The 21,907-nt window shown below is 49.3% G+C and carries 19 protein-coding genes; 8 read left to right on the forward strand and 11 right to left on the reverse strand.

The window, feature by feature from the left end; translation table 11 throughout:
• Positions 1-77: 77 nt before the first annotated feature.
• Positions 78-689 carry a hypothetical protein gene (locus AC2A06_RS01725; RefSeq protein WP_484379152.1) on the reverse strand — a complete coding sequence of 204 codons (612 nt, stop codon included), beginning with the start codon at positions 687-689 and terminating at the stop codon, positions 78-80.
• A gap of 201 nt (positions 690-890) precedes the next feature.
• Here AC2A06_RS01725 and AC2A06_RS01730 point away from each other — a divergent pair, with 201 nt between their 5' ends.
• The 5 genes from AC2A06_RS01730 (at position 891) to AC2A06_RS01750 (ending at position 4,069) form a co-directional block, all read left to right on the forward strand.
• Positions 891-1,196: a helix-turn-helix domain-containing protein gene (locus AC2A06_RS01730; RefSeq protein ID WP_023490598.1), complete on the forward strand. Its 306-nt coding sequence runs from the start codon at positions 891-893 to the stop codon at positions 1,194-1,196.
• A complete protein-coding gene (locus AC2A06_RS01735; protein WP_484379153.1) occupies positions 1,193-2,443 on the forward strand; it encodes a type II toxin-antitoxin system HipA family toxin in 1,251 nt (416 codons plus the stop codon). The genes AC2A06_RS01730 and AC2A06_RS01735 overlap by 4 nt, the downstream gene beginning before the upstream one ends.
• A 271-nt stretch (positions 2,444-2,714) precedes the next feature.
• Complete coding sequence (locus AC2A06_RS01740; protein ID WP_484379154.1) at positions 2,715-3,341, forward strand: Rossmann-fold NAD(P)-binding domain-containing protein; 627 nt, start codon at positions 2,715-2,717, stop codon at positions 3,339-3,341.
• A gap of 156 nt (positions 3,342-3,497) precedes the next feature.
• A complete protein-coding gene (locus tag AC2A06_RS01745; protein ID WP_484379155.1) occupies positions 3,498-3,785 on the forward strand; it encodes a type II toxin-antitoxin system RelB/DinJ family antitoxin in 288 nt (95 codons plus the stop codon).
• Positions 3,786-3,793: 8 nt separating this feature from the next.
• Positions 3,794-4,069, forward strand: coding sequence for a type II toxin-antitoxin system RelE/ParE family toxin (locus tag AC2A06_RS01750; RefSeq protein ID WP_484379156.1), 276 nt, complete (start codon positions 3,794-3,796; stop codon positions 4,067-4,069).
• Here AC2A06_RS01750 and nrdG read toward each other — a convergent pair.
• The 8 genes from nrdG to treR all read right to left on the reverse strand — a co-directional run bounded on the left by nrdG (position 4,066) and on the right by treR (position 16,204).
• A complete protein-coding gene (gene nrdG / locus AC2A06_RS01755) occupies positions 4,066-4,530 on the reverse strand; it encodes an anaerobic ribonucleoside-triphosphate reductase-activating protein (RefSeq protein WP_484379157.1) in 465 nt (154 codons plus the stop codon). The two genes, AC2A06_RS01750 and nrdG, sit on opposite strands and share 4 nt — an antisense overlap.
• A gap of 112 nt (positions 4,531-4,642) precedes the next feature.
• Entirely contained in the window at positions 4,643-6,781 is a 2,139-nt protein-coding gene (nrdD, locus tag AC2A06_RS01760) for an anaerobic ribonucleoside-triphosphate reductase (RefSeq protein ID WP_484379158.1), read from the reverse strand.
• Positions 6,782-7,279: 498 nt separating this feature from the next.
• Complete coding sequence (locus tag AC2A06_RS01765; RefSeq protein ID WP_484379159.1) at positions 7,280-9,313, reverse strand: glycoside hydrolase family 3 protein; 2,034 nt, start codon at positions 9,311-9,313, stop codon at positions 7,280-7,282.
• Positions 9,314-10,093: 780 nt separating this feature from the next.
• Positions 10,094-10,462, reverse strand: coding sequence for a hypothetical protein (locus AC2A06_RS01770; RefSeq protein ID WP_484379160.1), 369 nt, complete (start codon positions 10,460-10,462; stop codon positions 10,094-10,096).
• A gap of 228 nt (positions 10,463-10,690) precedes the next feature.
• A complete protein-coding gene (locus tag AC2A06_RS01775) occupies positions 10,691-11,236 on the reverse strand; it encodes a hypothetical protein (RefSeq protein WP_484379161.1) in 546 nt (181 codons plus the stop codon).
• Positions 11,237-11,797: 561 nt separating this feature from the next.
• Positions 11,798-13,459, reverse strand: coding sequence for an alpha,alpha-phosphotrehalase (gene treC, locus AC2A06_RS01780; protein WP_484379162.1), 1,662 nt, complete (start codon positions 13,457-13,459; stop codon positions 11,798-11,800).
• A gap of 82 nt (positions 13,460-13,541) precedes the next feature.
• Entirely contained in the window at positions 13,542-14,957 is a 1,416-nt protein-coding gene (gene treB, locus AC2A06_RS01785) for a PTS trehalose transporter subunit IIBC (RefSeq protein WP_023489583.1), read from the reverse strand.
• A gap of 299 nt (positions 14,958-15,256) precedes the next feature.
• The gene (gene treR, locus AC2A06_RS01790; protein WP_484379163.1) at positions 15,257-16,204 is read right to left on the reverse strand and encodes a trehalose operon repressor TreR; all 948 of its coding nucleotides are present in this window, start codon (positions 16,202-16,204) and stop codon (positions 15,257-15,259) included.
• A 236-nt stretch (positions 16,205-16,440) separates the two neighbouring features.
• Between treR and AC2A06_RS01795 the strand changes: the two genes are divergently transcribed.
• The gene (locus AC2A06_RS01795) at positions 16,441-17,211 is read left to right on the forward strand and encodes a DeoR/GlpR family DNA-binding transcription regulator (protein ID WP_023489585.1); all 771 of its coding nucleotides are present in this window, start codon (positions 16,441-16,443) and stop codon (positions 17,209-17,211) included.
• Positions 17,212-17,301: 90 nt separating this feature from the next.
• Here AC2A06_RS01795 and lptG read toward each other — a convergent pair whose 3' ends face one another.
• On the reverse strand, positions 17,302-18,372 hold the full coding sequence (lptG, locus tag AC2A06_RS01800; RefSeq protein ID WP_473196100.1) for an LPS export ABC transporter permease LptG: 1,071 nt from the start codon (positions 18,370-18,372) through the stop codon (positions 17,302-17,304).
• Positions 18,372-19,466, reverse strand: coding sequence for an LPS export ABC transporter permease LptF (lptF, locus tag AC2A06_RS01805; protein ID WP_484379164.1), 1,095 nt, complete (start codon positions 19,464-19,466; stop codon positions 18,372-18,374). Before lptF ends, lptG begins: the two co-directional genes overlap by 1 nt.
• A 340-nt stretch (positions 19,467-19,806) precedes the next feature.
• Here lptF and pepA point away from each other — a divergent pair, with 340 nt between their 5' ends.
• Both pepA and AC2A06_RS01815 read left to right on the forward strand, forming a co-directional pair.
• Entirely contained in the window at positions 19,807-21,318 is a 1,512-nt protein-coding gene (gene pepA, locus AC2A06_RS01810; RefSeq protein WP_484379165.1) for a leucyl aminopeptidase, read from the forward strand.
• 139 nt (positions 21,319-21,457) lie between these two features.
• Complete coding sequence (locus AC2A06_RS01815; RefSeq protein ID WP_037386431.1) at positions 21,458-21,907, forward strand: DNA polymerase III subunit chi; 450 nt, start codon at positions 21,458-21,460, stop codon at positions 21,905-21,907.

Raw genomic sequence — 21,907 nt, forward strand, 5'->3', positions numbered from 1 at the left:
TCGCCCAGCCCCATTAGGTAGGGTCAACTAAGTCGGGGTCAAGAACAGTTGGAGCCAGAAACAAACAGCGAGCAACATCACGGTACGGCGCATAAGTGCATATCTTTGGGGGCATCAGTTGACCCCTGTAGGTCTTCTTCAGGAATGCGTTGGAAGGCGCGCCAGTGTGATTCATCGATCGAGACAACTGTCCCGCTATCAAGGCATAGCGATTCAACACTGTGGGGTTTGGTATCGCATTGAACGCTGCCGAGTAGGCAGCGTTCCCAGATTTTTATTTGGGTTTTCGACTTAGTGCCGGCGGTGTTGACTGTCACTGGTTTGGTGGCAATGATCATATAACTAAAGTCGCCATTGGGATAATGGCGCTTCCAGTCATCCGGCCAATATCTTTTATGTAATCCATAACCATAAATTGAAAAAGCAGGCAGTGTCGAAATCGATACCAGTATCACGATGATGGCGGCCAGGCTACGGCAGGTTTGGCCTGTTCGAGACCACACCAGCAGACCGATAACAGGGAAGATAATAGCGCATATTACAACCCAGGTTAGTAATGAGTTCAGGGCATTTATGGCGCAGGTCTCGCCACAATACTTGGGTTCGAAGGCCATATTAAGCGTTGAGATAACTACACCACAAAAGAAGCCTGCAATAATCAACAGCAGACTTGCCCAAAGACGTTTCATATGACCTCCCTGTTGTAGATTGCCCTCAGACAACCCAAGGCATGCTATACCCAAATTCCTTAAACCACTACCTGAGCAAAGTGGCGGGAAAAAGGACTATAGCCCCATTTTGAACTTTACTTAGATTTGCCAAATGACCAATGTGGGACTATATTCCCATTATTCCTTTTAAATTGGGAATATAGTCCCATTGGTGATGGTATGGCAAAGCGAGACTTACACAGTGTGCTGTTTCCAAAGCAGCGAAAAATTCTCACTCACTTTGGTGAGGATTTGTTGCTAGCGATGAAACGACGCCGATTAACCAAAAAGATGCTCTGCGAGCGAACTGGGTTTGACCATAAAACGGTAAATAAGGTATTTGCCGGCGATCCTGGTGTGGCAATTGGTACTTATTTGAAAATTATGGCTGTTCTGGGTATGGAGAGTAACTTCTCAGAGCTGGCGGCACATGACGAATTAGGCATCAAGTTGCAAAATATCAAATTACTGGAAGGTTCAAAATGAGCCGTGAACTAGTCGAGGTTTATGCAGATTGGCAACCCATTGGGCAGCCATTATTAATGGGTCTTTTGACTTATAGTGATTCAAGTCGCGGTGGTGTGTTCAGTTTTTCTTATAACAAGACATTTTTAAAGTCTCCCTACTGCCTGCAAATTGATCCCTTACTGACGCTGTATGAGGGTGAATTATACAATGACCAAGCGGATAAAAACTTTCGTGCCTTTTTAGATTCATCCCCAGATCGCTGGGGGCGTATTTTGATGCAGCATAGGGCGGCGATCGAACATCGCAAAGGCATTCGGCCGAATAATCGACTTACTGAGCTCGATTATTTGCTTGGGGTACATGATAGCTACCGCATGGGCGGCATTCGTTTTAAAAAAAACGGCTCATCTGATTTTCTGGATAACAATGCTGAATTTTCCGCGCCACCGATGGTAATGCTTCGTGAGCTAGAGCATGCCGCTATCCAAATTGAAAAAGACGATAATATTGACAGTGATGAATATTACCGATGGTTGAAAATGTTGATTTCGCCTGGCTCTTCTTTAGGTGGAGCTAGGCCAAAAGCCTGTGTTACTGACGAGCATAACCATCTGTGGATAGCGAAGTTTCCCAATTTAAATGATTCCTATGATGTCGGTGCGTGGGAGATGGTGTGTTACGAACTTGCTTTAGCGGCAGGTATTGAGATGTTTCCAAGTGAAGTACGAAAACTGTCGACACAGCACCATACCTTTTTAACCAAACGCTTTGACCGTGAGGGAAACCAGCGCCTGCATTTTTCATCGGCAATGACGCAGCTCCAATACTATGATGGCGAGCATTCACAGGGTGCCAGTTACCTTGAGCTCGCTGAATTCATTTCTAATCAGGGCGTACAAACTAAAGTCGACCTGGCTCAACTATGGCGGCGGATAGTGTTTAATATCGCCGTGTCTAACACCGACGATCACCTGCGAAACCATGGTTTTTTGCTAACGAATAAAGGCTGGAAGTTGTCACCGGCTTACGATTTAAACCCTATTGCTGGCAAGCAAGGGCTTCATCTGAACATTACCGATACAGACAACGCGCTCGATTACCAACTTGCCTTTGATGTGAAAGATTTTTTCAGGCTTTCGCAGAGTGAGGCAACGCAAATTTATAGTGAGGTGTTAAACGCGGTCAAACAGTGGCAGCAAGTTGCCCAGCGACTAGGGATCAGCCGAGCAGAGCAAGCCATCAAGCAAGAAGCATTTAATGTGTGATTCATCTTGGTTTCGCATACTACTTTGTCTTTATTGGGACTATATTCCCATTTTTTGCAAAAAATTGGGAACATAACCCTATTTCTAGCGAAGCACACTTTTTGGCTTTATTCAGCAAATGGGCGAGCTGACCGCGCAAAAAATCGAACAGTGTGCACTGCACTGCATTGCCGATGCGAGGCAAGTAACTAAAGCCAAAGCCAAAGCCCCCGCAGCCTGATTGATAACAGGTATACTCTATGCAAATGGTCAAATAGATAAAGAGGATCTGATGGCACGAGTATTAATCACCGGCGCTAGTGGGTTGGTAGGGGGCGAACTGTTGCATTTGTTGCAATTAGACAGCCAGGTCAGCCAGATAGTGGCTCCTACGCGTCATCCACTCCCTCCTCATAGCAAATTGCAAAACCCGGTAGGGAAAGATCTGCATGATTTGTTGAACTCGTTGGCGGAACCGGTGGATAAGGTGTTTTGTTGCCTGGGAACCACGCGTCGTCAGGCCGGGAGCGCCGACGCTTTCCGCCATGTGGATTACCAACTGGTGGTTGATACCGCCCTTACCGGGCAGCGGCTGGGGGCGCAACACTGCCTGGTGGTCAGCGCGCTAGGGGCGAACTCCGGTTCCCTCTTTTTGTATAACCGCACCAAAGGGCAAATGGAACAAGCGCTGCGTGAACAGCATTGGCCACGCTTGACGTTGGTGCGCCCGTCAATGCTGACGGGGCAGCGCACTCACGCCCGTTTGCTGGAGCGGCTGACTGCGCCGTTATTTAACCTGTTACCCGGCAAATGGCGTAGTGTCGCAGCCAAAGACGTGGCACAAGCCTTGTTGACCGAGGCGCTAACCCCGGGTAATGGCGTTAAGGTATTGGAGTCTGACCAAATCAAGGCGGGATAATATCCCCTCAGCTCAAATCGCCGTGAGCGGGTGCCTAGGCTGAGAGGAGCCTGGATAAACAGCGCAGAAATTAATCTTTTTTGCTTATATTGTTGTCACCGATGTGCTAACACGTCATCAGGCTGTAAACATAGAATCAAAGTAGGAGTGCTAAACGTGGAAAGCCGTATCCAATTTCGTATTGAATATGAAACCAAATTGCTGGCACAGAAAGCGGCAGAGGCTAAAGGTACCACGCTCAGTGAGGCATGCCGCCATTTAATATATCAAATGGCGGCCGAACAGCGGGTATCTGAACAGCATGAAAATTGGTTGCAGGAAAGGGTTGATGCCGCTTTTGCCCGTTTGCATCAGGGAAAGGCCGTTTATCTTGATGAACAGCAAGTTGCAGAAAGAATGGAAAACTTCAAAGCCAAAATCAGAGCAAAATACACCGCTAAATAAGGATTGTTATGCGCATCGTATGGGACGACGTTGCGTTACAGGATCGAGAACGCATTTTTGAATTGCTTTATCCAATCAATCCATTGGCGGCCGAGCAAGTTGATATTGAAATTGCGTTGGCCGTCGAGCGGTTGTCGGATAACCCACAATTGGGTAGGCCTTGGTACGGGGGGGCGCGAAAATTGTTGGTGAGTAAAGCATCGTTATTAGTGATATACGTCGTTTGGGATGAGGCAATAAAAATTTTAGCGATCACCCATCAACGAGAGAAATTCCCCGCTTAACGTAATTGATGTACCACTTGATTACTGCTGCCACGCCAAATCAGCGCCGGGTCTTTTAAGGCCTGGACAAATTTTCCATCTATCAACACATTGATCTGGTTGACGATTTCCATCTGCGCATTATCGAGATCTTCCAGCTTGTAGCCAGTCCATAACCAGATATCTTTACCGGGGCATTCAGCGCGCACGCGAGTGACTAACTGCAATATGGCCGGGACATTGGCTGGGTGCAAGGGGTCCCCCCCTGAGAGGGATAACCCTTGGCGTGGAATACGCTGATCATTGAGATCAGCAATTATCTGCGCTTCCATTTGTGGGGTAAACGCGATACCCGAATCGAGCCGCCAGGTGCTTTTGTTATAGCAGCCCGGGCATTGATGCTCGCAGCCAGCAACAAACAACGTGCAACGTGTGCCTGGGCCGTTGATCACATCAATGGGATAGTATTGATGGTAATTCATTTATCTCTTACCTGTTCCACGCCGACACCTGCGGTTGCCATGATGGGTATTATTGGCGAGCCAAGAATACCCATCGCTAATACCCATCGCTAAGACCCATCATTAAGGGCAATTAACCAAGCTGCCCGTTGGCCAGGTGTTTTATCCGGCGTTTAACTTCTTCCTGCTTACCGGCGTTAAACGGCCTGGCATCCGGGCTGCCCAGGTAGCCACAAACACGGCGGGTGACCGAGACTTTTGCCGGGTCATGGTTGCCGCATTTCGGGCAGGTAAACCCTTTGCTGGTACAAGAGAACTCGCCAGTATAGCCACACTCATAGCACTCATCGATCGGCGTATTGGTGCCGTAGTAAGGGACGCGGCTGTAGCTGTAATCCCAGACATCTTCCAACGCTTTCAGGTTGTGCTGCAGGTTCGGATATTCGCCGTAACAGATAAACCCGCCGCTGGTCAGTGGCGGATAGGGGGCCTCAAAGTCCAGCTTGTCGTAAGGGTTGACCTTTTTCTCAACATCCAGATGGAAGCTATTGGTGTAGTAACCTTTGTCGGTTACCCCTTCCACCACACCAAACTCGCTGGTATCCAAACGGCAGAAGCGATCACACAGGTTTTCACTTGGCGTACTGTACAGGCTAAAGCCGTAACCGGTTTCCGCTTTCCAGCTATCGGTGGCGGCTTTCAGGCGTTCTACAATCGCCACAGCTTTGGCGCGTAATTGCTGGTCATCGTAAACATGTTTCCCGGCACCAAACAGGGCATTGATGGTTTCATGCACACCGATATAGCCTAATGAGATCGAAGCACGGCCATGTTTGAAGATTTCGGCGACATTATCATCGGCGTTTAATCTGACACCACAGGCCCCTTCCATATATAGAATTGGCGCGACACGCGCTTTGGTACCTTCCAGGCGCGCAATGCGCGTCATCAGGGCTTTCTTGGCCAGTAACAACCGTTCATCAAGCAACTGCCAGAAACGTGATTCATCCCCCTTGGCTTCCAGGGCAATGCGCGGCAGGTTGAGGCTGATGACGCCGATATTGTTGCGGCCATCGTGAATCAGTTCGCCATTCTCTTCATAGGTACCCAGGAAGCTGCGGCAACCCATTGGCGTTTTAAATGAACCGGTGACCTGAACTACCTGGTCGTAATTAAGAATATCCGGGTACATACGCTTGCTGGCACACTCAAGCGCCAACTGCTTGATGTCGTAGTTGGGGTCACCGAACTTGTGGTTCAAGCCGTCACGAATGGCGAAAACCAGTTTAGGGAATACCGCAGTTTTACGGTTTTTGCCCAAGCCGGCAATGCGATTTTTCAGGATCGATTGCTGAATCAACCGCGATTCCCAACCGGTGCCCAAGCCAAAACCGAAAGTGACAAACGGCGTCTGGCCGTTGGCGGTGTGCAGCGTATTGACTTCATACTCCAACGACTGGAAGGCGTCGTAACACTCTTTTTCGGTACGCGCCATCGCATAGCCTTCTACATCCGGGATCTGCCACTCTTGTGCCACTTTCCGGTGTTTCTCCAGGCTTTCACTGACAAAAGGAGCCAGGATTTCATCAATGCGGTTGATGGTGGTACCGCCATAAATATGGCTAGCTACCTGTGCGATGATCTGAGCGGTAACCGCTGTGGCGGTAGAAATTGACTTCGGTGGTTCAATTTCGGCATTACCCATTTTGAAACCGTTCGTCAGCATGCCCTGCAGGTCGATCAACATGCAGTTGAACATCGGGAAGAATGGCGAGTAATCGAGGTCGTGGTAGTGGATCTCCCCACGTTCATGGGCCAGCACCACGTCACGAGGCAAAATATGCTGTTTGGCATAGTGTTTAGCGACAATACCTGCCAGCAGATCACGTTGGGTCGGGATCACTTTGCTGTCTTTATTGGCATTCTCGTTCAGTAGCGCCAAATTACTCTGTTCAACCAGGCCACGGATCTCCTGGTTCAGTCTGCCGCGCAGTTCCCTGGCCACATCGCGGTCATGACGATATTCGATGTAAGTACGGGCCAACTGTTTGTATTGGCCTGCCATTAATTGGTTTTCAACCGCCTGCTGGATTTCATGAATATCGACACGTGGTTGCTGTTCCATCTGTTGAGCGACCACTCGGGCGACGGTAGCACAGTAGTCGTCATCGACCACTCCGGCAGCCAGCGCGGCCCGCTCAATGGCCTGCTTGATGCGTATCTCGTCAAAAGAGACCTGGCAACCGTCCCGCTTAATCACTACTGGTTTCACGTTGTTACTCCTGTTCCCATTGGGGAGCGTCAGCTTATCCACAGGGCAAAACCGCAAGACACAAGGGCTGCGGGAGGTGTGGATGACATTGTGGATAACTACTATATATAGGTGTTTATATATTTTAGTGCACTATATATGGGTGTGTTGTGTTTTTTGTTGATGTAGGGCAAGGAATTTGGGAGAGAGTTTGAACGCTGTACAGCGGTACATTTCAGTAACAAGGGTAGCCCTTGCTATCAGGGGGACTGCATCTTATTGTTGCCAGATTGTCAAAACGTAAAGAAATCACCAAAGCGTGATTTAGATCACTTTAAGCATCCAAAGAGAGAGCTGGGCAAGCGAAATAGGCGGTCAATAAGGCGCTGTCTATAGCGACCTGAACCGTTGAGTCAAAATGGCTGTGGATCTCTCTGGTTGCAAACAATACGAGTATTTACCCCAGAAACTCGGCTAACCAAGTTACTGGGGCTTGGTGGTGTGGCAGCCAGGCTAGGGTTACAAAAGACCCGCGCCGATAGGGAACAGTGGGTTGGCAGAGTCATGCGGTACATCTTCTTTCTGTTCCAGCACCGCTTGCCAATTGGAGGGCAACTCGAAGGGTAATTTACCCTGTGCCTTGCTCTTACCTGTAATAACATCCAGCACGGCTTGGTCGGAAGCACCGAAGTTAGCCAGCAGCACATCCGTTTTATCGACGATATTGGTCAGGATGGCTGGGCGATCAAGGTAAACGGAAATCACCGTTGGAATATTGTGTGCCTTCACCCGTTTGATAAGCTGGTAGTCCTCACTGCCGCTGTAAGTGCCGGCTTTCTCATCCAGCACCACGGTATCGGCATCGTCAAAGCCCAATTGCCCAAAGTTGACCAGTACACCAAAGGGATAGTGGGGATCGTTTTGATGGGGAGTATCTACCCGCAGGATAGCGATTTCAGCTTCTTCTGGTGTAGCAACCACTTCCATACCATATTGTGCCGCCACGCTGGCATTAACGTTATGCAGGAACACCTTCTTACCGCTCAACGCTAAGGGTAACAGGGTACGGTTATTCTGCAGCAGGATCTGCGAACGGCGCTGTGCGTCATCCCCTTTTTGTTGGAATTCACGGTTGCCGACAATTTTCACCGCCTGAGCTTCATTGACGTAGGGTTTCTCAAACAGCCCCAGTTCAAATTTTTGCTGCAAAATACGCGTGACTGAAGCGTCGATAGTCGCCACCGGTATTTGTTGTTCGTTGATGGCGGCGATCAGATCGCTGGAGTCGGTGGTTCCGCCGAACTGGTCGATACCGGCCTCAACCGCTTTCACCACCCGTTCTTGACGCGTGAGGTTTTCAACTCCCCATGGCATCCCGATGCCAGCGGCCCAAGGTGAAACACCAGCCGCGATATCGGCATCGCTGATACCAGTGATACATTTGCCTTCGCAGCTTTCCAAAATACCCCAGTCGCTTAACACCACACCGGTGAAACCAAAGCGGCCACGCAATATTTCGCTCAATACCAGTTTGTTAAAGCCAAAACCGACCTCCTCAACCAGTTGGTCCTTGTACCACAAATTGATTGGCTGACCGTAATAAGGCATCACTGAAGCGACCTTGGCGGCAAATGCACCTTCAAACGGCACCAAGTGGTATTCCAGGTTTTCCCCCGGGTAGACCTGCTGTTTACCAAAGGCGTTGTGCGGATCCAGCCCATTCAACTGAGGGCCACCCCCGGCAAAATGTTTGACTACCGTGATAACACTATTCGGGGTCAAGCCTTTGTCGCCATTCTGGAAGCCTTCGATATAGGCTTGCACCAAACGTTTGGCCAGTTGGTTATCTTCACCAAAGGTGCCATTGATGCGCCCCCAGCGTGGTTCGGTAGACAGGTCGGCCTGCGGTGACAATGCCATATGGATCCCGACAGCCCGATATTCCTGGCGTGCGATATCACCAAAAGTTTTGACCAGAGCAGTATCATCTATTGCTGCCAGGCCAAGGGGTTCTGGCCATTGTGAGAAGCTCCCCGCTGCAATACTGGTCGCGTTGGGGTCATTAACAAAGTGGTTGCGCGGGTCGGTACTGATGGTCAGGGGAATACCCAGGCGGGTTTTCTCGGCCATTTCCTGTAATGCGTTGTTATCAGCAGAAATAAACTGGGGGTTGCCGGCCATACGGGTAATAAAGGTGTTGGCGAGGCGTTGATTAATGTCTTCTTCGGTCGCACTGAGATCGACACGCCCGGCGTTATCAAGGGCGATGGTACCGTGCATCATGGCTCCGGCTTTTTCTTCCACGCTCATGCGGGTGGTCAGGTCGTGAGCTCGGGTGGCACTGTCGAGACGCCAGTCTTCATAAGGGTCGAGCTGGCCATTTTTATTCATATCTTTAAATTTCAGCGTACCGACAGTAATAATTGGAATATTCCGACTTTCCAATTCTGCCTGAGAGCTTGGCGCCACGTAAGAATCATTATTATCACACCCGGCTAAGCTGGCCGCTAACAACCCACTGAATATCAGTATCGACTTTCTTTTAAAACGCATAAAGGAAACTCCATATCGTGATACCGATGATCCTTCAAGGTGCAGAATGATTGGCTAAACGGCGTGTTCACGCCCCGTCATTGGGGTAATAATTTCGAGACGCTTTACTGAATTGCCACTGACCTACGTCCTGAAGTCACTTAGGTAACAGGTAAAATAAACCACAGATGAAACGAACTTTCAGTAACCTGGTTTTTATCACTATTTTCAATTGGTTGGTTTTATATTTTTTTATTAATCATTACATATTATTCTTGCCGCATAAAGTAAATGCATGGCCAATTTGAGACTCTCTTCACACTTTAGCCTGAATAATTGATCTGATGCGAAGAAAATATTTTTTGGTACCGCGCCATGTGGGTTGTAAAACCCTATTTTTGCGTAGTGAGGTCTAAATTTGGTGAGGTAAAGGATTAATCCCAAGACAATTTTATCAAGCTTCTGAGAATCACTATTCAAACGGTGATGATGAGAAATGATAGGGCGGGAAAGGGTCGGTTGATATGAGAGGCGTTATTCTCTTTCAGGGGCGGAGCCTATTTTTTATTGGGTGATTTCTGTACGGGAAATATCTCTGCCGGTTGAAAGGTGGCGGGGGCGTCACCATTTAATACCTAGCAAGTATAATTATTTGTTATGTTTGGTATTTAACTTATCAAGATGCTGCTGAAAACCAGCCTGCATGGGAATAAGTTTATTCTGAAGTAATAACATTTCTTTAATATCTTGTTCCGAAAGTTTATCTGGATGATTAAGGTATTTGGTGATTTTGCTCGATAATTAATTTATCGTAATGAATTCCTCTTTCATTTCTTGTATTTCTTTGCTTTTAACTTGCCAATTAATCAGTTGTTCATTGGTTTTTTCAAAGTTGGATATCATATTTTCAAATGCTTTTTCTTTCGTTTCTTTATTAGGGCTACTCATTGCGTTCCATAACTCGTTTGGCAACTTTTTCGTGAAGGTGTCGGATTTTTTAATAATATCATTCAAAGCAGTTAAATCTGCTTTAATGTCTGGCGTGTTATCTGCTGATAACATTTCTTGCTTTGTTGATGCGTTACCCTCGGAAAAGCTTGCTGAATGAGCAGTATGACTTAATAATGCCAAGAGTGCTGTAGCACAGATAGCAGTGATTAGTTTTCTCATTATTTCTCCTTAAAACCTATGCTATCCCTGCAGATTAAGTGTCATAGTATAAAAATTGCACCACGCAAACCGATGTATTAAAAGCAGGATATATTCCTCATACTGCAAGTCGTGCGTTACTCGCCTCTTCCCTGAGGCTCTTCCAACAGCCCAATGCAAGCGTTGTGTTTTGTCTTATCACTTTATTGAACGTGGGTATAAAAATATATTTCCAGTAATTAGAGTAATTTATTGAATATTGTATTCTTTATTCAATTTGCTCAGTTTTTCCCCATATATCTTCATTAGGGTGACAGATTTTTCCTGAAGAGAATTCATTTGTTGAACCTCACTTTCAGAAAGGGATTGCCCTTTTTTATTAAGTTCAATATTCTTTTTAACGAAATCTAACAATATAATTCCGATATCATTGCTTGTAACTATGTCCATTCTGATATCTTGTAATTCTTGGCTTTTAATGGTCAGCGATTTCAATTGGTTGGTGAGTTCTATAACGCTGGATTTGACTTTATCAAATGATTTAATCATTCCATCAGCATCTTCTTTTTTTCCAGCTTCTGATAATTCACTTTTTATTTTAGCTACATCACTATTATGTGCTTTCATAAGGCGAATTAAATCAGTTAAATCTGACTTAATGTCCGCTTTGTTATCTGATGATAATGTTTCTTGCGTTGCTGAAAAGTTGCCACCTGAACTACTTGCTGAATTTGCTGTATTACCCACTAATGCCAGAAGGACTGTAGCAAAAATAATTCCTGTTACCTTTTTCATCTATTATCCCTTAAAAATAAGTCACATAGTGTAAAAACCGCACCATAAAAGCTCAAAAATGAGCCAGTGAAGAATTATAACGCTATATTTAGGAAAGTTCTAATTTGATTGGTCGGAAAGAAGTTGGCGGAAATCAAGGTGATGGGTCTTGGTAGTTCCAGGTTTATCTGCCTTTATTCAGAATGCCAGGATAGAAGCTCTGTTAAAATCGGTTTATTGCATTTTTCGACTATACCCTAAATAATTCGTTTTGCAGGAAGGCGGCGACGCAGAGAATCCCCAGGAGCTTACACGGGTAAGTGACTGGGGTGAGCGACAAATCCGCCTGGAGCGGATTTGAACGCTGCTTGCAGCGGCCCCGATAGGGGCGAGCCTCATGGATGAGGCGAGTAACTAAAGCCAACACACATGCAATTTGAAGTATGACGGATATAAATTACGCGGTAAGTTCTAATATTCCCTGGCGTGGAGTTTGAACACGACCATAATCGTGACTTGCCTCAGGTAAGAGGCGAGTCACGACACAAATGATTCCTGCGGTAATAGATTGAATTAAAATCCTTATTCCAATAACCACCAGATGGCTTCGAATGGCCGCAATAGGCTGCTTTGCGGCTGTTCGATGCAATCGTTATAGTTACTGATTAATGGCCGCCACAGTTGAGCCAGTTCAACACCTGCGGCATCCCAAGGTAAAGGTTCTCTACTCAAGTTAGCGACCACCAATAACCGTTGCCCATTCCAACTGCGTTGATAACACCACAAAGCGGGATGAGTGGGCGCCAAGTCCTGATAGTCACCATAAGTTAACAGCGGGTACTGTTTACGCAGGGCAATCAGGTGGCGATAGGCGTAAAACACCGAGTTCGGGTCAGCCAATGCCGCTTTGGCGTTAATTTGCTGGTAATTATCGGCACAACTGATCCAGGGCGTTCCACGGGTAAAGCCAGCGTTGGCGGTATCGTCCCACTGCATTGGGGTGCGGCTATTATCACGAGATTTACTGGCCAGGATTGCCAACAGTTCTTCATCACTCTTGCCTTGAGCATGCAGTTCGGCATACATATTCAGGCTTTCCACATCGCGATACTGTTCGATATGGCTAAAACCGGGGTTAGTCATACCGAGCTCTTCCCCCTGATAAATATAGGGGGTGCCTTGCATACCGTGTAGCACCATCGCCAGCATTTTGCCGGCGGTGACCCGCAGTGCGCCTTGGTCACCAAAGCGTGAAACGATACGCGGTTGGTCATGATTACACCAGAACAGCGCATTCCAGGCGTGGTTATGCATGCCTTGCTGCCAGTGATTGAAGATCCGCTTGAGCTCAACATAATCGGGGGCGGCTAATGTCCACTTTTGTCCATCGGCATAGTCCACTTTCAAGTGGTGAAAGTTGAAGGTCATCGACAGTTCTTGACCACTTTGCGCGGCATATTGCTGGCAGTGCGCCAATGAGGTGGATGACATTTCACCCACGGTCATCAAGCCGCGTGGCTGAAACACATCCCGGCTCATTTCCTGCAAAAATTCGTGGATTCGTGGCCCATCGGTATAGAAACGGCGGCCATCGCCCTGATTGTCATCAGGGAAATCTTGCTGCTTGGAAACCAGATTGATCACATCAAGGCGTAAGCCATCAACCCCTTTATCTGCCCAGAACTGACAAACCTTTTTCAGTTCTTCGCGCACCGGGGGGTGTTCCCAGTTCAAATCCGCCTGTTCGGTGGCAAACAGATGCAGATAGTATTGGCTGCTTGGTGCATGCCATTGCCAGGCGTTCCCGCCAAACTTGGAACGCCAGTTATTGGGGGGTGCGTTGTCAGTACCATCGCGCCAGATATAGAACTGGCGCAGTGGGCTGTGCTGGTCCTGCGCCGCTTTAAACCAGGGGTGCTCGGTAGAGGTATGGTTAAATACCATATCCATCACAATACGGATGCCGCGCTGGTGGGCCTGTGCGACCAGATGTTCAAAGTCGGCCAGAGTGCCGTAGGCTGGATCGATGGCGCAGTAGTCCGCCACATCGTAGCCATTATCCACTTGTGGAGAGACATAGACGGGGGTTAACCAGATAGCATCAACGCCCAATTCTTGTAGGTAGTCCAGCCGCCGGGTGACCCCAGCCAGATCACCAAAGCCATTACCGGTGCTGTCCTGAAAACTTTTGGGGTAGATTTGATAGATGACGCCATTCTGCCACCAAGGGATTGGATTGCTCATAGTCATACCTTTAGGTTGTAACCTGTTTCCCGCACCAAGCGACAGCACGGTTAGCTGTCGCTTGAGTGACGTCTGGGGGCGTTTATTGTGGTAAATCGCCACGTTTGGCTTTGTGTTTGTAAACCATCATCGTCAGTAGCAGCGGGATCACCACCGCAATCAGGATAGCCAGGGAATAGATCAACCAGAATTGGGGTTGAATCGACAGAATACCGGGCAAACCACCCACACCGATGCCATTGGCCAGCACCCCCGTCAGGCCGCAGATCAGGCCGGCAATGGCAGAACCGATCATCGCGCACAACATGGGGAAGCGGTATTTGAGGTTGATACCATACATGGCCGGTTCGGTAACGCCGAGGTAGGCGGAAATGGCCGCCGGTACCGAAATTTCGCGTTCATTCACTTTGCGGCTGACAATAATGATACCGACCACCGCCGAAGCCTGAGCAATGTTGGACAGGGCTATCAGTGGCCAGACCGGGGTTCCCCCCATGCTTTGCACCATCTGCATATCAATCGCCAGCGTGGTTTGATGTACACCAGTGATCACCAGCGGCGCATACAGGAAACCAAACAACGCAGCGCCGATCGGGGCAAAGCTGCCGGTCATCACCCATTTCACTACCCAGGCGACACCATCGCCAACCATTCTGCCAAATGGCCCGATCAAGGTATGTGCCAGGAACACCGCCAACAATAAGGACACTACTGGCACGATAACCAGATACAGATAGTCGGGCACGATCTTTTTCAAGCGGGTTTCGATCCAGCCTAAGGTGATCCCCGCGAGGATCGACGGGATCACTTGTGCCTGATAACCCACTTTCTCAATGGTGAACCAGCCAAAGTTCCACACGTCGGGTATTTGCTGGCCGAGTAGGAAGGAGTTCATCAGTTGCGGTGATACCAGGGTAACCCCCATAACGATACCCAGCACCGGGGTTCCCCCCATTTTTTTCACCGTAGACCAGCAGATGGCAACGGGCAGGAACATAAAGATGGCTTCACCCAGTAACCATAGGAAGTCGTAAATCGTTTTCCAGGCGGGGTACATCTGGGCCAGCGTTTTGCCATCGGACATCGGGATATCGCCGATCACATTGCGGAAACCGAGGATCAAACCACCGCTGATCAGTGCCGGTAACAACGGGAAGAAGATCTCGGCAAAATGGGAAATGCCGCGCTCAAACCAGGTCATATTCTGGCGAGCTGCCAGCTTGGCCTGCTCTTTATCCGCTTCCTTAAGGTCGAGGGTGGTGATTAACGCCTGATAGTAATCCCCTACTTCAGGGCCGATCACCACCTGAAATTGCCCCGCGTTGGTAAAACAACCTTTGACCATACGTAGTTCTTCGATCGCTTTCGGGTTGGCTTTGCTGGGATCGTTAAGCACAAAACGCAGGCGGGTAATACAGTGGCTGACGGTGGCGACATTTTCACGGCCACCCACCAGCACTATCAAGCGATTAATGTCCTGCTGCTGAACTTTACTCATTATGTGACCCTTCGTAATTAGTGAGACGCAGAGGTGTGATGGCTATACACTTTATTCTTCAAGCTGCTTGGGTGTTGGCTGCAGTTACTCGTCTTGTCCATGAGCCTCGCCTTAAAGGGCCAGCGCAAGCGCTGTTCAAAACGCCTAGCGTTTTATCAAGCAACTCGAATTATTTTAAGTATATGAGCTTATCCATTTATTGTTTTTTATAAAATGGGAACGTTCCCATTACGAGTGGATGATCACAGAATAAGTGCAGCGGGAAGGGCTAGGCAGTGTGTCTACCCAGACCTTTGCGGTTAGGCCAGTTGACTGGGGATAACGATTTGGCGAATACCCTGGCTACCACTCAATTGAGCAAGTAACAGTTGTGCCGCTTGTTGTCCGGCAGTGCCATAACCCAGATCGACAGAAACTGTTTCAGGGAACAGGAAGTTGAGCATTGGCGTATTGCCAATGGCGCACACTTGCAACGGGGCGATCTGCTGCTGTTGCAGATATTTTATGGCGCCGAGGGCGATGGTATCTGAGGCACACACCAGCGCGGTAGTATCAGGTTTGATCACACTGGCAACCAGTTGAAAACCACTCTGATAGCTCAATTCCCCCAGCGCGACGACGGGGGGGATTTGGTATTGTTGGCAGTGATCCAGGTAGGCCTGATGGCGACGCATCCCGGTGGTGGCATCGGTACTTTGCACGCCAAGGTAGCTAATATGGCGATGGCCTTGTTGGTGCAGACGCTGCATTAATAGTTTTACTGCACCTTCATCGTCATAACAGACTGAAGAGATACCGGCATATTCACGAGCGACTACCACCATTTTATCCTGCCATGCGCTAAACATGTCGGCAGTCAGGCCAGTAAAGCCAAACAGGATCACCCCATCGACATTACGCTGTTGCAGTATTTTAAGGTGCTCCTGCACCAGGCGGCAGTCAAATTGACTTTCCATCACGATAGGGTCAAAACCCTGTAGGTAGAGGAGTGGCAACATGGTGCGCACCGCCTGGTTTTCTGATGGAGAATCAAGACGGGAAACAATAATCGCTACCACTTTGTCACTCTGACCGCGCATCGCCCGTGCTGATTTTGAGGGGGTAAAGCCATGAGCATGGATCACCGCTTCCACCCGTTCACGGGTCTGTGGGCTTACACTGCCTTCATGATTGATGACACGTGATACGGTGGATTTACCTACGCCACTCAGACGGGCGATATCTTTGATTGTCAGCCGATTTTGCATGGTTTACTTACTGTTGAGGTTAATAGGTTCTTGTTACGTCAAAAATATACCTATTACAATAGCGCATCTTAGCCAGTAGATCCTGGTGCTAAATAGGTATCATGAGGCATATCGGGTAGGTGAACGGTGGGTTGGTATGCCGTATGGCTGGCATTAATCGTCCGATGCTCCCTTTTGCCAGCCTTCTCTGCGCGGGGTATATTACCCGCACATCGTTTTGTCCACTGGGAGTATCTATGTACGCAGAGGAGCGCCAAGAAAGACTGCTCATTATTCTGAAAGAGAAGCGCAAGTTATCCGTTGGGGAGATGAGCGAACATTTCAATGTTTCTGGCGCCACCATCCGTACCGATCTACGCATCCTGGAAGATGCTGGCATGCTGACCCGCACTCACGGTGGGGCCATTCTGCGTACCCGGGCCAGTTTTGAAATCAGTTCTGATCAACGTAACGAAGTGAACCTCGCCGCCAAGCAGCAGATTGGCCAGTTAGCGGCCAGCCTGGTAGAAGATGGCGATATAATCGTGCTGGATACCGGCACCACCACCTTGCAGATTGCCCACCATATTCGCCAACGTCGCAATATCACGGTAATTACCAACGATTTTATGATCGCTAAAAGCCTGGAAGATGTGGAATCTGTCCAGATTGTGCTGTTGGGCGGGGTGGTTAAAAAAGGCTACCACTGTGCGGTGGCGATCAATGGCCGTTCACTGCTGGATACGTTGAATATCGATAAGGCCTTTATGGGGGTGAATGCCCTTTCCCTCAATCAGGGTGCCTGTGTCGCCGACATTATGCTGGCAGAGACCAAACGTAGCATGGTGGAACATGCCAATCAGGTGATTGTGGTGTGTGACCATACCAAATTGGGCAATACCTCACTGGCGCAATTTGCTACCCCGGCACAAATCGACACTATCGTGCTGGATCGTCTGCCAGAAGATGCGGCAGATTATCAGGAAGCCGGGATTGTATTATTGAGTGCCCGAGGTCAGGCAGAGTGACAGGATTAGGCATTGATGCCCAAAACCCATGGGCGTCAATGCATGGAAGCAGGAAGCACCCGGCCATTAGCCGGGTTTGCGGAGAAATGGCTATCTCCTCTTCAGCAACATTTGCAGGCTAATCAGCAAGAACAACAGGCTCGGCAGCACGGCACCGAGGATCGGCGGTATGTTGTAGACTTGGCTCAGTTGGCCAAAGACCTGATTCAGTACATAGAAGACAAAACCAAAGCTGATGCCGAACAATACCCGAACCCCCATTGCTACGCTGCGTAGCGGGCCAAAGATAAATGACAGCGCCATCAGCATCATCACCGCCACGGAGAGCGGGGCGAAGATTTTACTCCACATATCCAACTGATAACGGTCAGACTCTTGCCCTGTTTGCTTCAGATATCTCACATAGCTGTGTAACCCGCGAATAGAGAGCGATTGAGGATCGAGCACCACCACCCCGAGTTTGTCGGGTGTCAGGTTGGTGTGCCAAACCCCGGTCAAGGTCTGCGTGCCGGTCACTTGTTTAGGATCAGTCAGGTCAGATGTTTCTACCTGGGAAAGTTGCCATTTGCCATCTTCAAAATTGGCGCTGGCAGCAAAACGCACCGTTTGCAAACGGCGTTGATCATTAAAGTGATAGATATTGACGCCGGAAAGCTCCTTTTCTCCTGATACGCGTTCAATAAAGATAAAATCGTTGCCATCCTTTGCCCACAAGCCGCCTTTAGTGGACAGCAGTGAACCGCCATACATCTGCTGTGCACGATAGTTACGTGCCATCTGTTCGCTTTGCGGTACTACCCATTCACCAATCGCCATGGTGAGTAACACCAGTGGAATGGCGGTTTTCATCACCGCCCCGGCGATTTGCAAACGGGTGAATCCCGAAGCCTGCATCACCACCAGTTCGCTGCGGGTAGCCAAAGCACCCAGGCCGAGCAATGATCCCAGCAAAGCAGCAATGGGAAAGAAGATCTGGATATCTTTTGGTGCGCTGAGTAGCGTAAACATGGCGGCACCCAAGGCAGTGTAATCCCCCTTGCCAACGTTACGCAGTTGCTCGACGAACTTGATAATGCCAGAGAGTGATACCAGCATGAACAGGGTCATCATGATGGTGTTCAGAATCGTCTTGCCGATATAACGGTCTAATACGCCAAACATCAGGCGGCTCCTCTCAGGCGCATACGCAGTCTGCGCATTGGTACGGTATCCCACAGGTTAAGTAGTAGCGCGAGTACGAAATACATCAGGTTAACCAGCCACATCCACAGCATCGGGTCCACTTTGCCCTTTCCTGCATTGGAGCGTATTGAGGTTTGCAACAAAAAGAAGATCAGATACAGCAGTATCGCTGGCAGCATACTGACTACCCGGCCTTGGCGTGGGTTGACCACGCTCAGTGGCACCACCAATAACGCCATTAATACCACAGAAATCACTAGCGTCAGGCGCCAATGTAACTCAGCACGGGCATCGGGATCGTCCGACTTCCACAGCGTTCTCATCAGCAACTTGTCACTCTGGTTGTTATCCGTAGTCACCGTTTTATGGCCGATAATTGCTTTATAATCGGTGAAGTCGGTAACGCGGAAATCACGCAGTAACGCGGTACCCTCAAAACGGGTTCCTTTATCCAGCATCACGACCTGCGAACCATCAGGATTCTGGGTGATGACCCCGTGTTCAGCCACCACTACCGAAGGACGCTGATTGCCGCTGGGGCGCAGTTGTGCCAGAAACACATCCGTGAAGGTATTATCTTTTATTTTGCTGACAAACAGCACGACATTACCGTCCTGGGAGGATTGAAAACGCCCCTCCGTCAACCCGGCAATACTGGGGTTGGCTTTGGCTTCGGCAATAACGCTATCTTGGTGACTTGCCGCCCAGGGCCCCAGCCAGAAGACGTTCACCGCTGCTACGAGTGAGGTAAACAGTGCTAATACCATCGCGGCGATAATCAGCGTGCGTTTACCGAGCCCACAGGCTTGCATCACGGTGATTTCACTTTCGGTATATAACCGGCCAAGTGTCATCAACAGGGCAAGAAACAGGCTTAATGGCAAGATGAGCTGTGCCATTTTGGGCACACCCAAGGCCAGCAGCGACAAGACTAAATTTGTTGGGATATTGCCGTCTACCGCATCGCCTAACACCCTGACCAGGTTCTGACAAAAAAAGATCAGAAGCAGGATAAACAGAATGGCAATTTGGCTTTTCAGTGTTTCCCGTACTAGATATCTAATAATAATCACGCTTGTTACGCCTGTGAAAACTTGTCTTTTTGCAGGAAAATAGATAGGTTCATCGCGAATCCGCCATTTTTTCTCATCATGTGGCAACCTTCACAGCTAAAATAGCCTTAAAATATCAAGCTGCTTGGCGATACGATAGGAATGAACCTATCAGTGCCGAAACAGAACAATTTACACCATTCAGGTTAACCTTGTTAGTTACCTCAGTGGCGGAGCTCGTGGGGAGTATATACCCAAGTTCATTCAAGTTGCAGCCTACATTCTGGCAGCACGAATGAAGGTGAGGATAAACCATTTTAGCTGTAGCTTCCGCCGTTGTCTTTAAGATTCAGGAGTGTGCATGGAGTTCAGTGTAAAAAGCGGTAGTCCGGAAAAACAGCGTAGTGCTTGTATTGTCGTCGGGGTATTTGAACCTCGCCGCCTGTCACCTATCGCCGAACAACTCGACAAAATCAGTGAGGGTTATATCAGCGCATTACTGCGCCGGGGTGAATTGGAGGGTAAGGTTGGTCAGACTTTGCTGCTGCACCATGTGCCAAACATTCTCTCTGAACGTATCCTGCTGATTGGCTGTGGCAAAGAGCGCGAGCTTGATGAACGCCAATACAAGCAGGTGATTCAGAAAACCATCAATACCCTTAACGATACCGGCTCCATGGAGGCAGTCTGCTTTCTGACTGAACTGCATGTTAAAGGCCGTAACAACTACTGGAAGGTGCGCCAGGCGGTAGAAACGGCCAAAGAAACGCTTTACACCTTCGATCAACTGAAAAGCAACAAGGTGGAGCCGCGCCGTCCGTTGCGTAAAATGGTCTTCAACGTGCCTACACGCCGGGAGCTGACCAGTGGCGAACGTGCTATCCAGCACGGGCTGGCAGTGGCTTGCGGTATTAAAGCGGCGAAAGATCTTGGCAATATGCCGCCTAATATTTGTAATGCCGGCTATCTGGCTTCGCAGGCACGCCAGTTGGCAGATGCCTTCAGTAGCCGTATCACCACGCGAGTGATCGGCGAACAGCAGATGAAAGAGCTGGGCATGAACGCCTATCTGGCGGTGGGTGCTGGTTCGCAAAATGAATCATTGATGTCTGTGATGGAATATAAAGGGGACCCCAATCCGAAGGCCAAGCCTATCGTGCTGGTGGGTAAAGGGCTGACCTTCGATTCCGGTGGCATCTCGATCAAACCCGCGGATGGCATGGATGAGATGAAGTATGACATGTGTGGCGCGGCCAGCGTGTACGGCGTGATGCGTGTGGTGGCAGAACTTAATCTGCCACTGAACGTGATCGGTGTGCTGGCCGGTTGCGAAAACATGCCGGGTGGGCGCGCTTACCGCCCAGGCGATGTGCTGACCACCATGTCTGGCCAGACCGTGGAAGTCCTGAACACCGATGCAGAAGGCCGCCTGGTGTTGTGTGATGCCCTGACCTATGTGGAGCGTTTTGAACCCGAGGTGGTGATTGATATTGCCACCTTGACCGGTGCCTGTGTGATCGCATTAGGCCACCATTTGACTGGCTTGATGTCGAATCACAATTCGCTGGCACATGAACTGGTGGGCGCGGCTGAACAGGCAGGGGACCGCGCTTGGCGTTTGCCGCTGGCAGAAGAGTATTATGAGCAGTTGGATTCCAACTTTGCTGATATGGCGAATATCGGTGGCCGCCCTGGTGGGGCGATTACCGCGGGCTGTTTCCTGGCGCGTTTTACTCGCAAATACGGTTGGGCACACTTGGATATCGCCGGTACTGCTTGGCGTTCAGGTAAAAACAAAGGGGCGACAGGCCGACCGGTGGCGATGCTGGCGCAGTTTCTGCTCAATAGGGCCGGTCTAAACGGCGACGAGTAAATAGCCGTCGCCATGCTGGCGGCAGGGGGCGATGCCATTGCTCCCTGCTGCAACTTGAACGCTATTGTGTATATAATCATGCAAGATGGGCGCACTGGTTGCGCCCCGAATTTTTCTTATCAACGGCAATCAAGTCACCATGAAACAGGCAACGTTTTACCTGCTAGAAAATGACCAGCCCATCGGTATGCTCAGTGCGCACGAGGCACTGGCCTGTGCGGTTGCTGCACAGCACTGGCGTACCGGCAAACGGGTGCTGATTGCCTGTGAAAGCCAGGAGCAGGCTGAACGGCTGGATGAAGCCCTGTGGCAGCGCGACCCTCACCAATTTGTGCCACATAATCTGGCCGGTGAAGGGCCAAATTTTGGTGCCCCAGTGGAGCTGTGCTGGCCAGGTAAACGCGGCAATGCGCCACGGGAACTGCTGATTGCCCTGTTACCCCAGTTTGTAGACTTTGCTACTGCTTTCCAGGAAGTGGTAGACTTCGTCCCTTACCAAGATACCTTGAAACAGTTGGCGCGCGAACGTTATAAAGCCTATCGCAGCGTCGGCTTCAATTTGACCACGGCTACGCCGCCAACTTACTGA

It is taken from the genome of Serratia sp. HNCC26DJ244, assembly GCF_057180565.1.

Excerpts from the sequence above, each read along its gene's own strand:
- AC2A06_RS01725 (WP_484379152.1), bottom strand. The coding sequence starts at position 689 with ATGAAACGTCTTTGGGCAAGTCTGCTGTTGATTATTGCAGGCTTCTTT.
- AC2A06_RS01750 (WP_484379156.1), top strand. The coding sequence starts at position 3,794 with ATGCGCATCGTATGGGACGACGTTGCGTTACAGGATCGAGAACGCATT.
- treC (WP_484379162.1), bottom strand. The coding sequence starts at position 13,459 with ATGAGCAATCCAATCCCTTGGTGGCAGAATGGCGTCATCTATCAAATC.
- nrdG (WP_484379157.1), bottom strand. The coding sequence starts at position 4,530 with ATGAATTACCATCAATACTATCCCATTGATGTGATCAACGGCCCAGGC.
- AC2A06_RS01765 (WP_484379159.1), bottom strand. The coding sequence starts at position 9,313 with ATGCGTTTTAAAAGAAAGTCGATACTGATATTCAGTGGGTTGTTAGCG.
- AC2A06_RS01775 (WP_484379161.1), bottom strand. The coding sequence starts at position 11,236 with ATGAAAAAGGTAACAGGAATTATTTTTGCTACAGTCCTTCTGGCATTA.
- treB (WP_023489583.1), bottom strand. The coding sequence starts at position 14,957 with ATGAGTAAAGTTCAGCAGCAGGACATTAATCGCTTGATAGTGCTGGTG.
- AC2A06_RS01815 (WP_037386431.1), top strand. The coding sequence starts at position 21,458 with ATGAAACAGGCAACGTTTTACCTGCTAGAAAATGACCAGCCCATCGGT.
- pepA (WP_484379165.1), top strand. The coding sequence starts at position 19,807 with ATGGAGTTCAGTGTAAAAAGCGGTAGTCCGGAAAAACAGCGTAGTGCT.
- AC2A06_RS01730 (WP_023490598.1), top strand. The coding sequence starts at position 891 with ATGGCAAAGCGAGACTTACACAGTGTGCTGTTTCCAAAGCAGCGAAAA.
- AC2A06_RS01795 (WP_023489585.1), top strand. The coding sequence starts at position 16,441 with ATGTACGCAGAGGAGCGCCAAGAAAGACTGCTCATTATTCTGAAAGAG.
- AC2A06_RS01740 (WP_484379154.1), top strand. The coding sequence starts at position 2,715 with ATGGCACGAGTATTAATCACCGGCGCTAGTGGGTTGGTAGGGGGCGAA.
- AC2A06_RS01735 (WP_484379153.1), top strand. The coding sequence starts at position 1,193 with ATGAGCCGTGAACTAGTCGAGGTTTATGCAGATTGGCAACCCATTGGG.
- treR (WP_484379163.1), bottom strand. The coding sequence starts at position 16,204 with ATGCAAAATCGGCTGACAATCAAAGATATCGCCCGTCTGAGTGGCGTA.
- AC2A06_RS01770 (WP_484379160.1), bottom strand. The coding sequence starts at position 10,462 with ATGAGAAAACTAATCACTGCTATCTGTGCTACAGCACTCTTGGCATTA.
- lptG (WP_473196100.1), bottom strand. The coding sequence starts at position 18,372 with ATGTTTGGCGTATTAGACCGTTATATCGGCAAGACGATTCTGAACACC.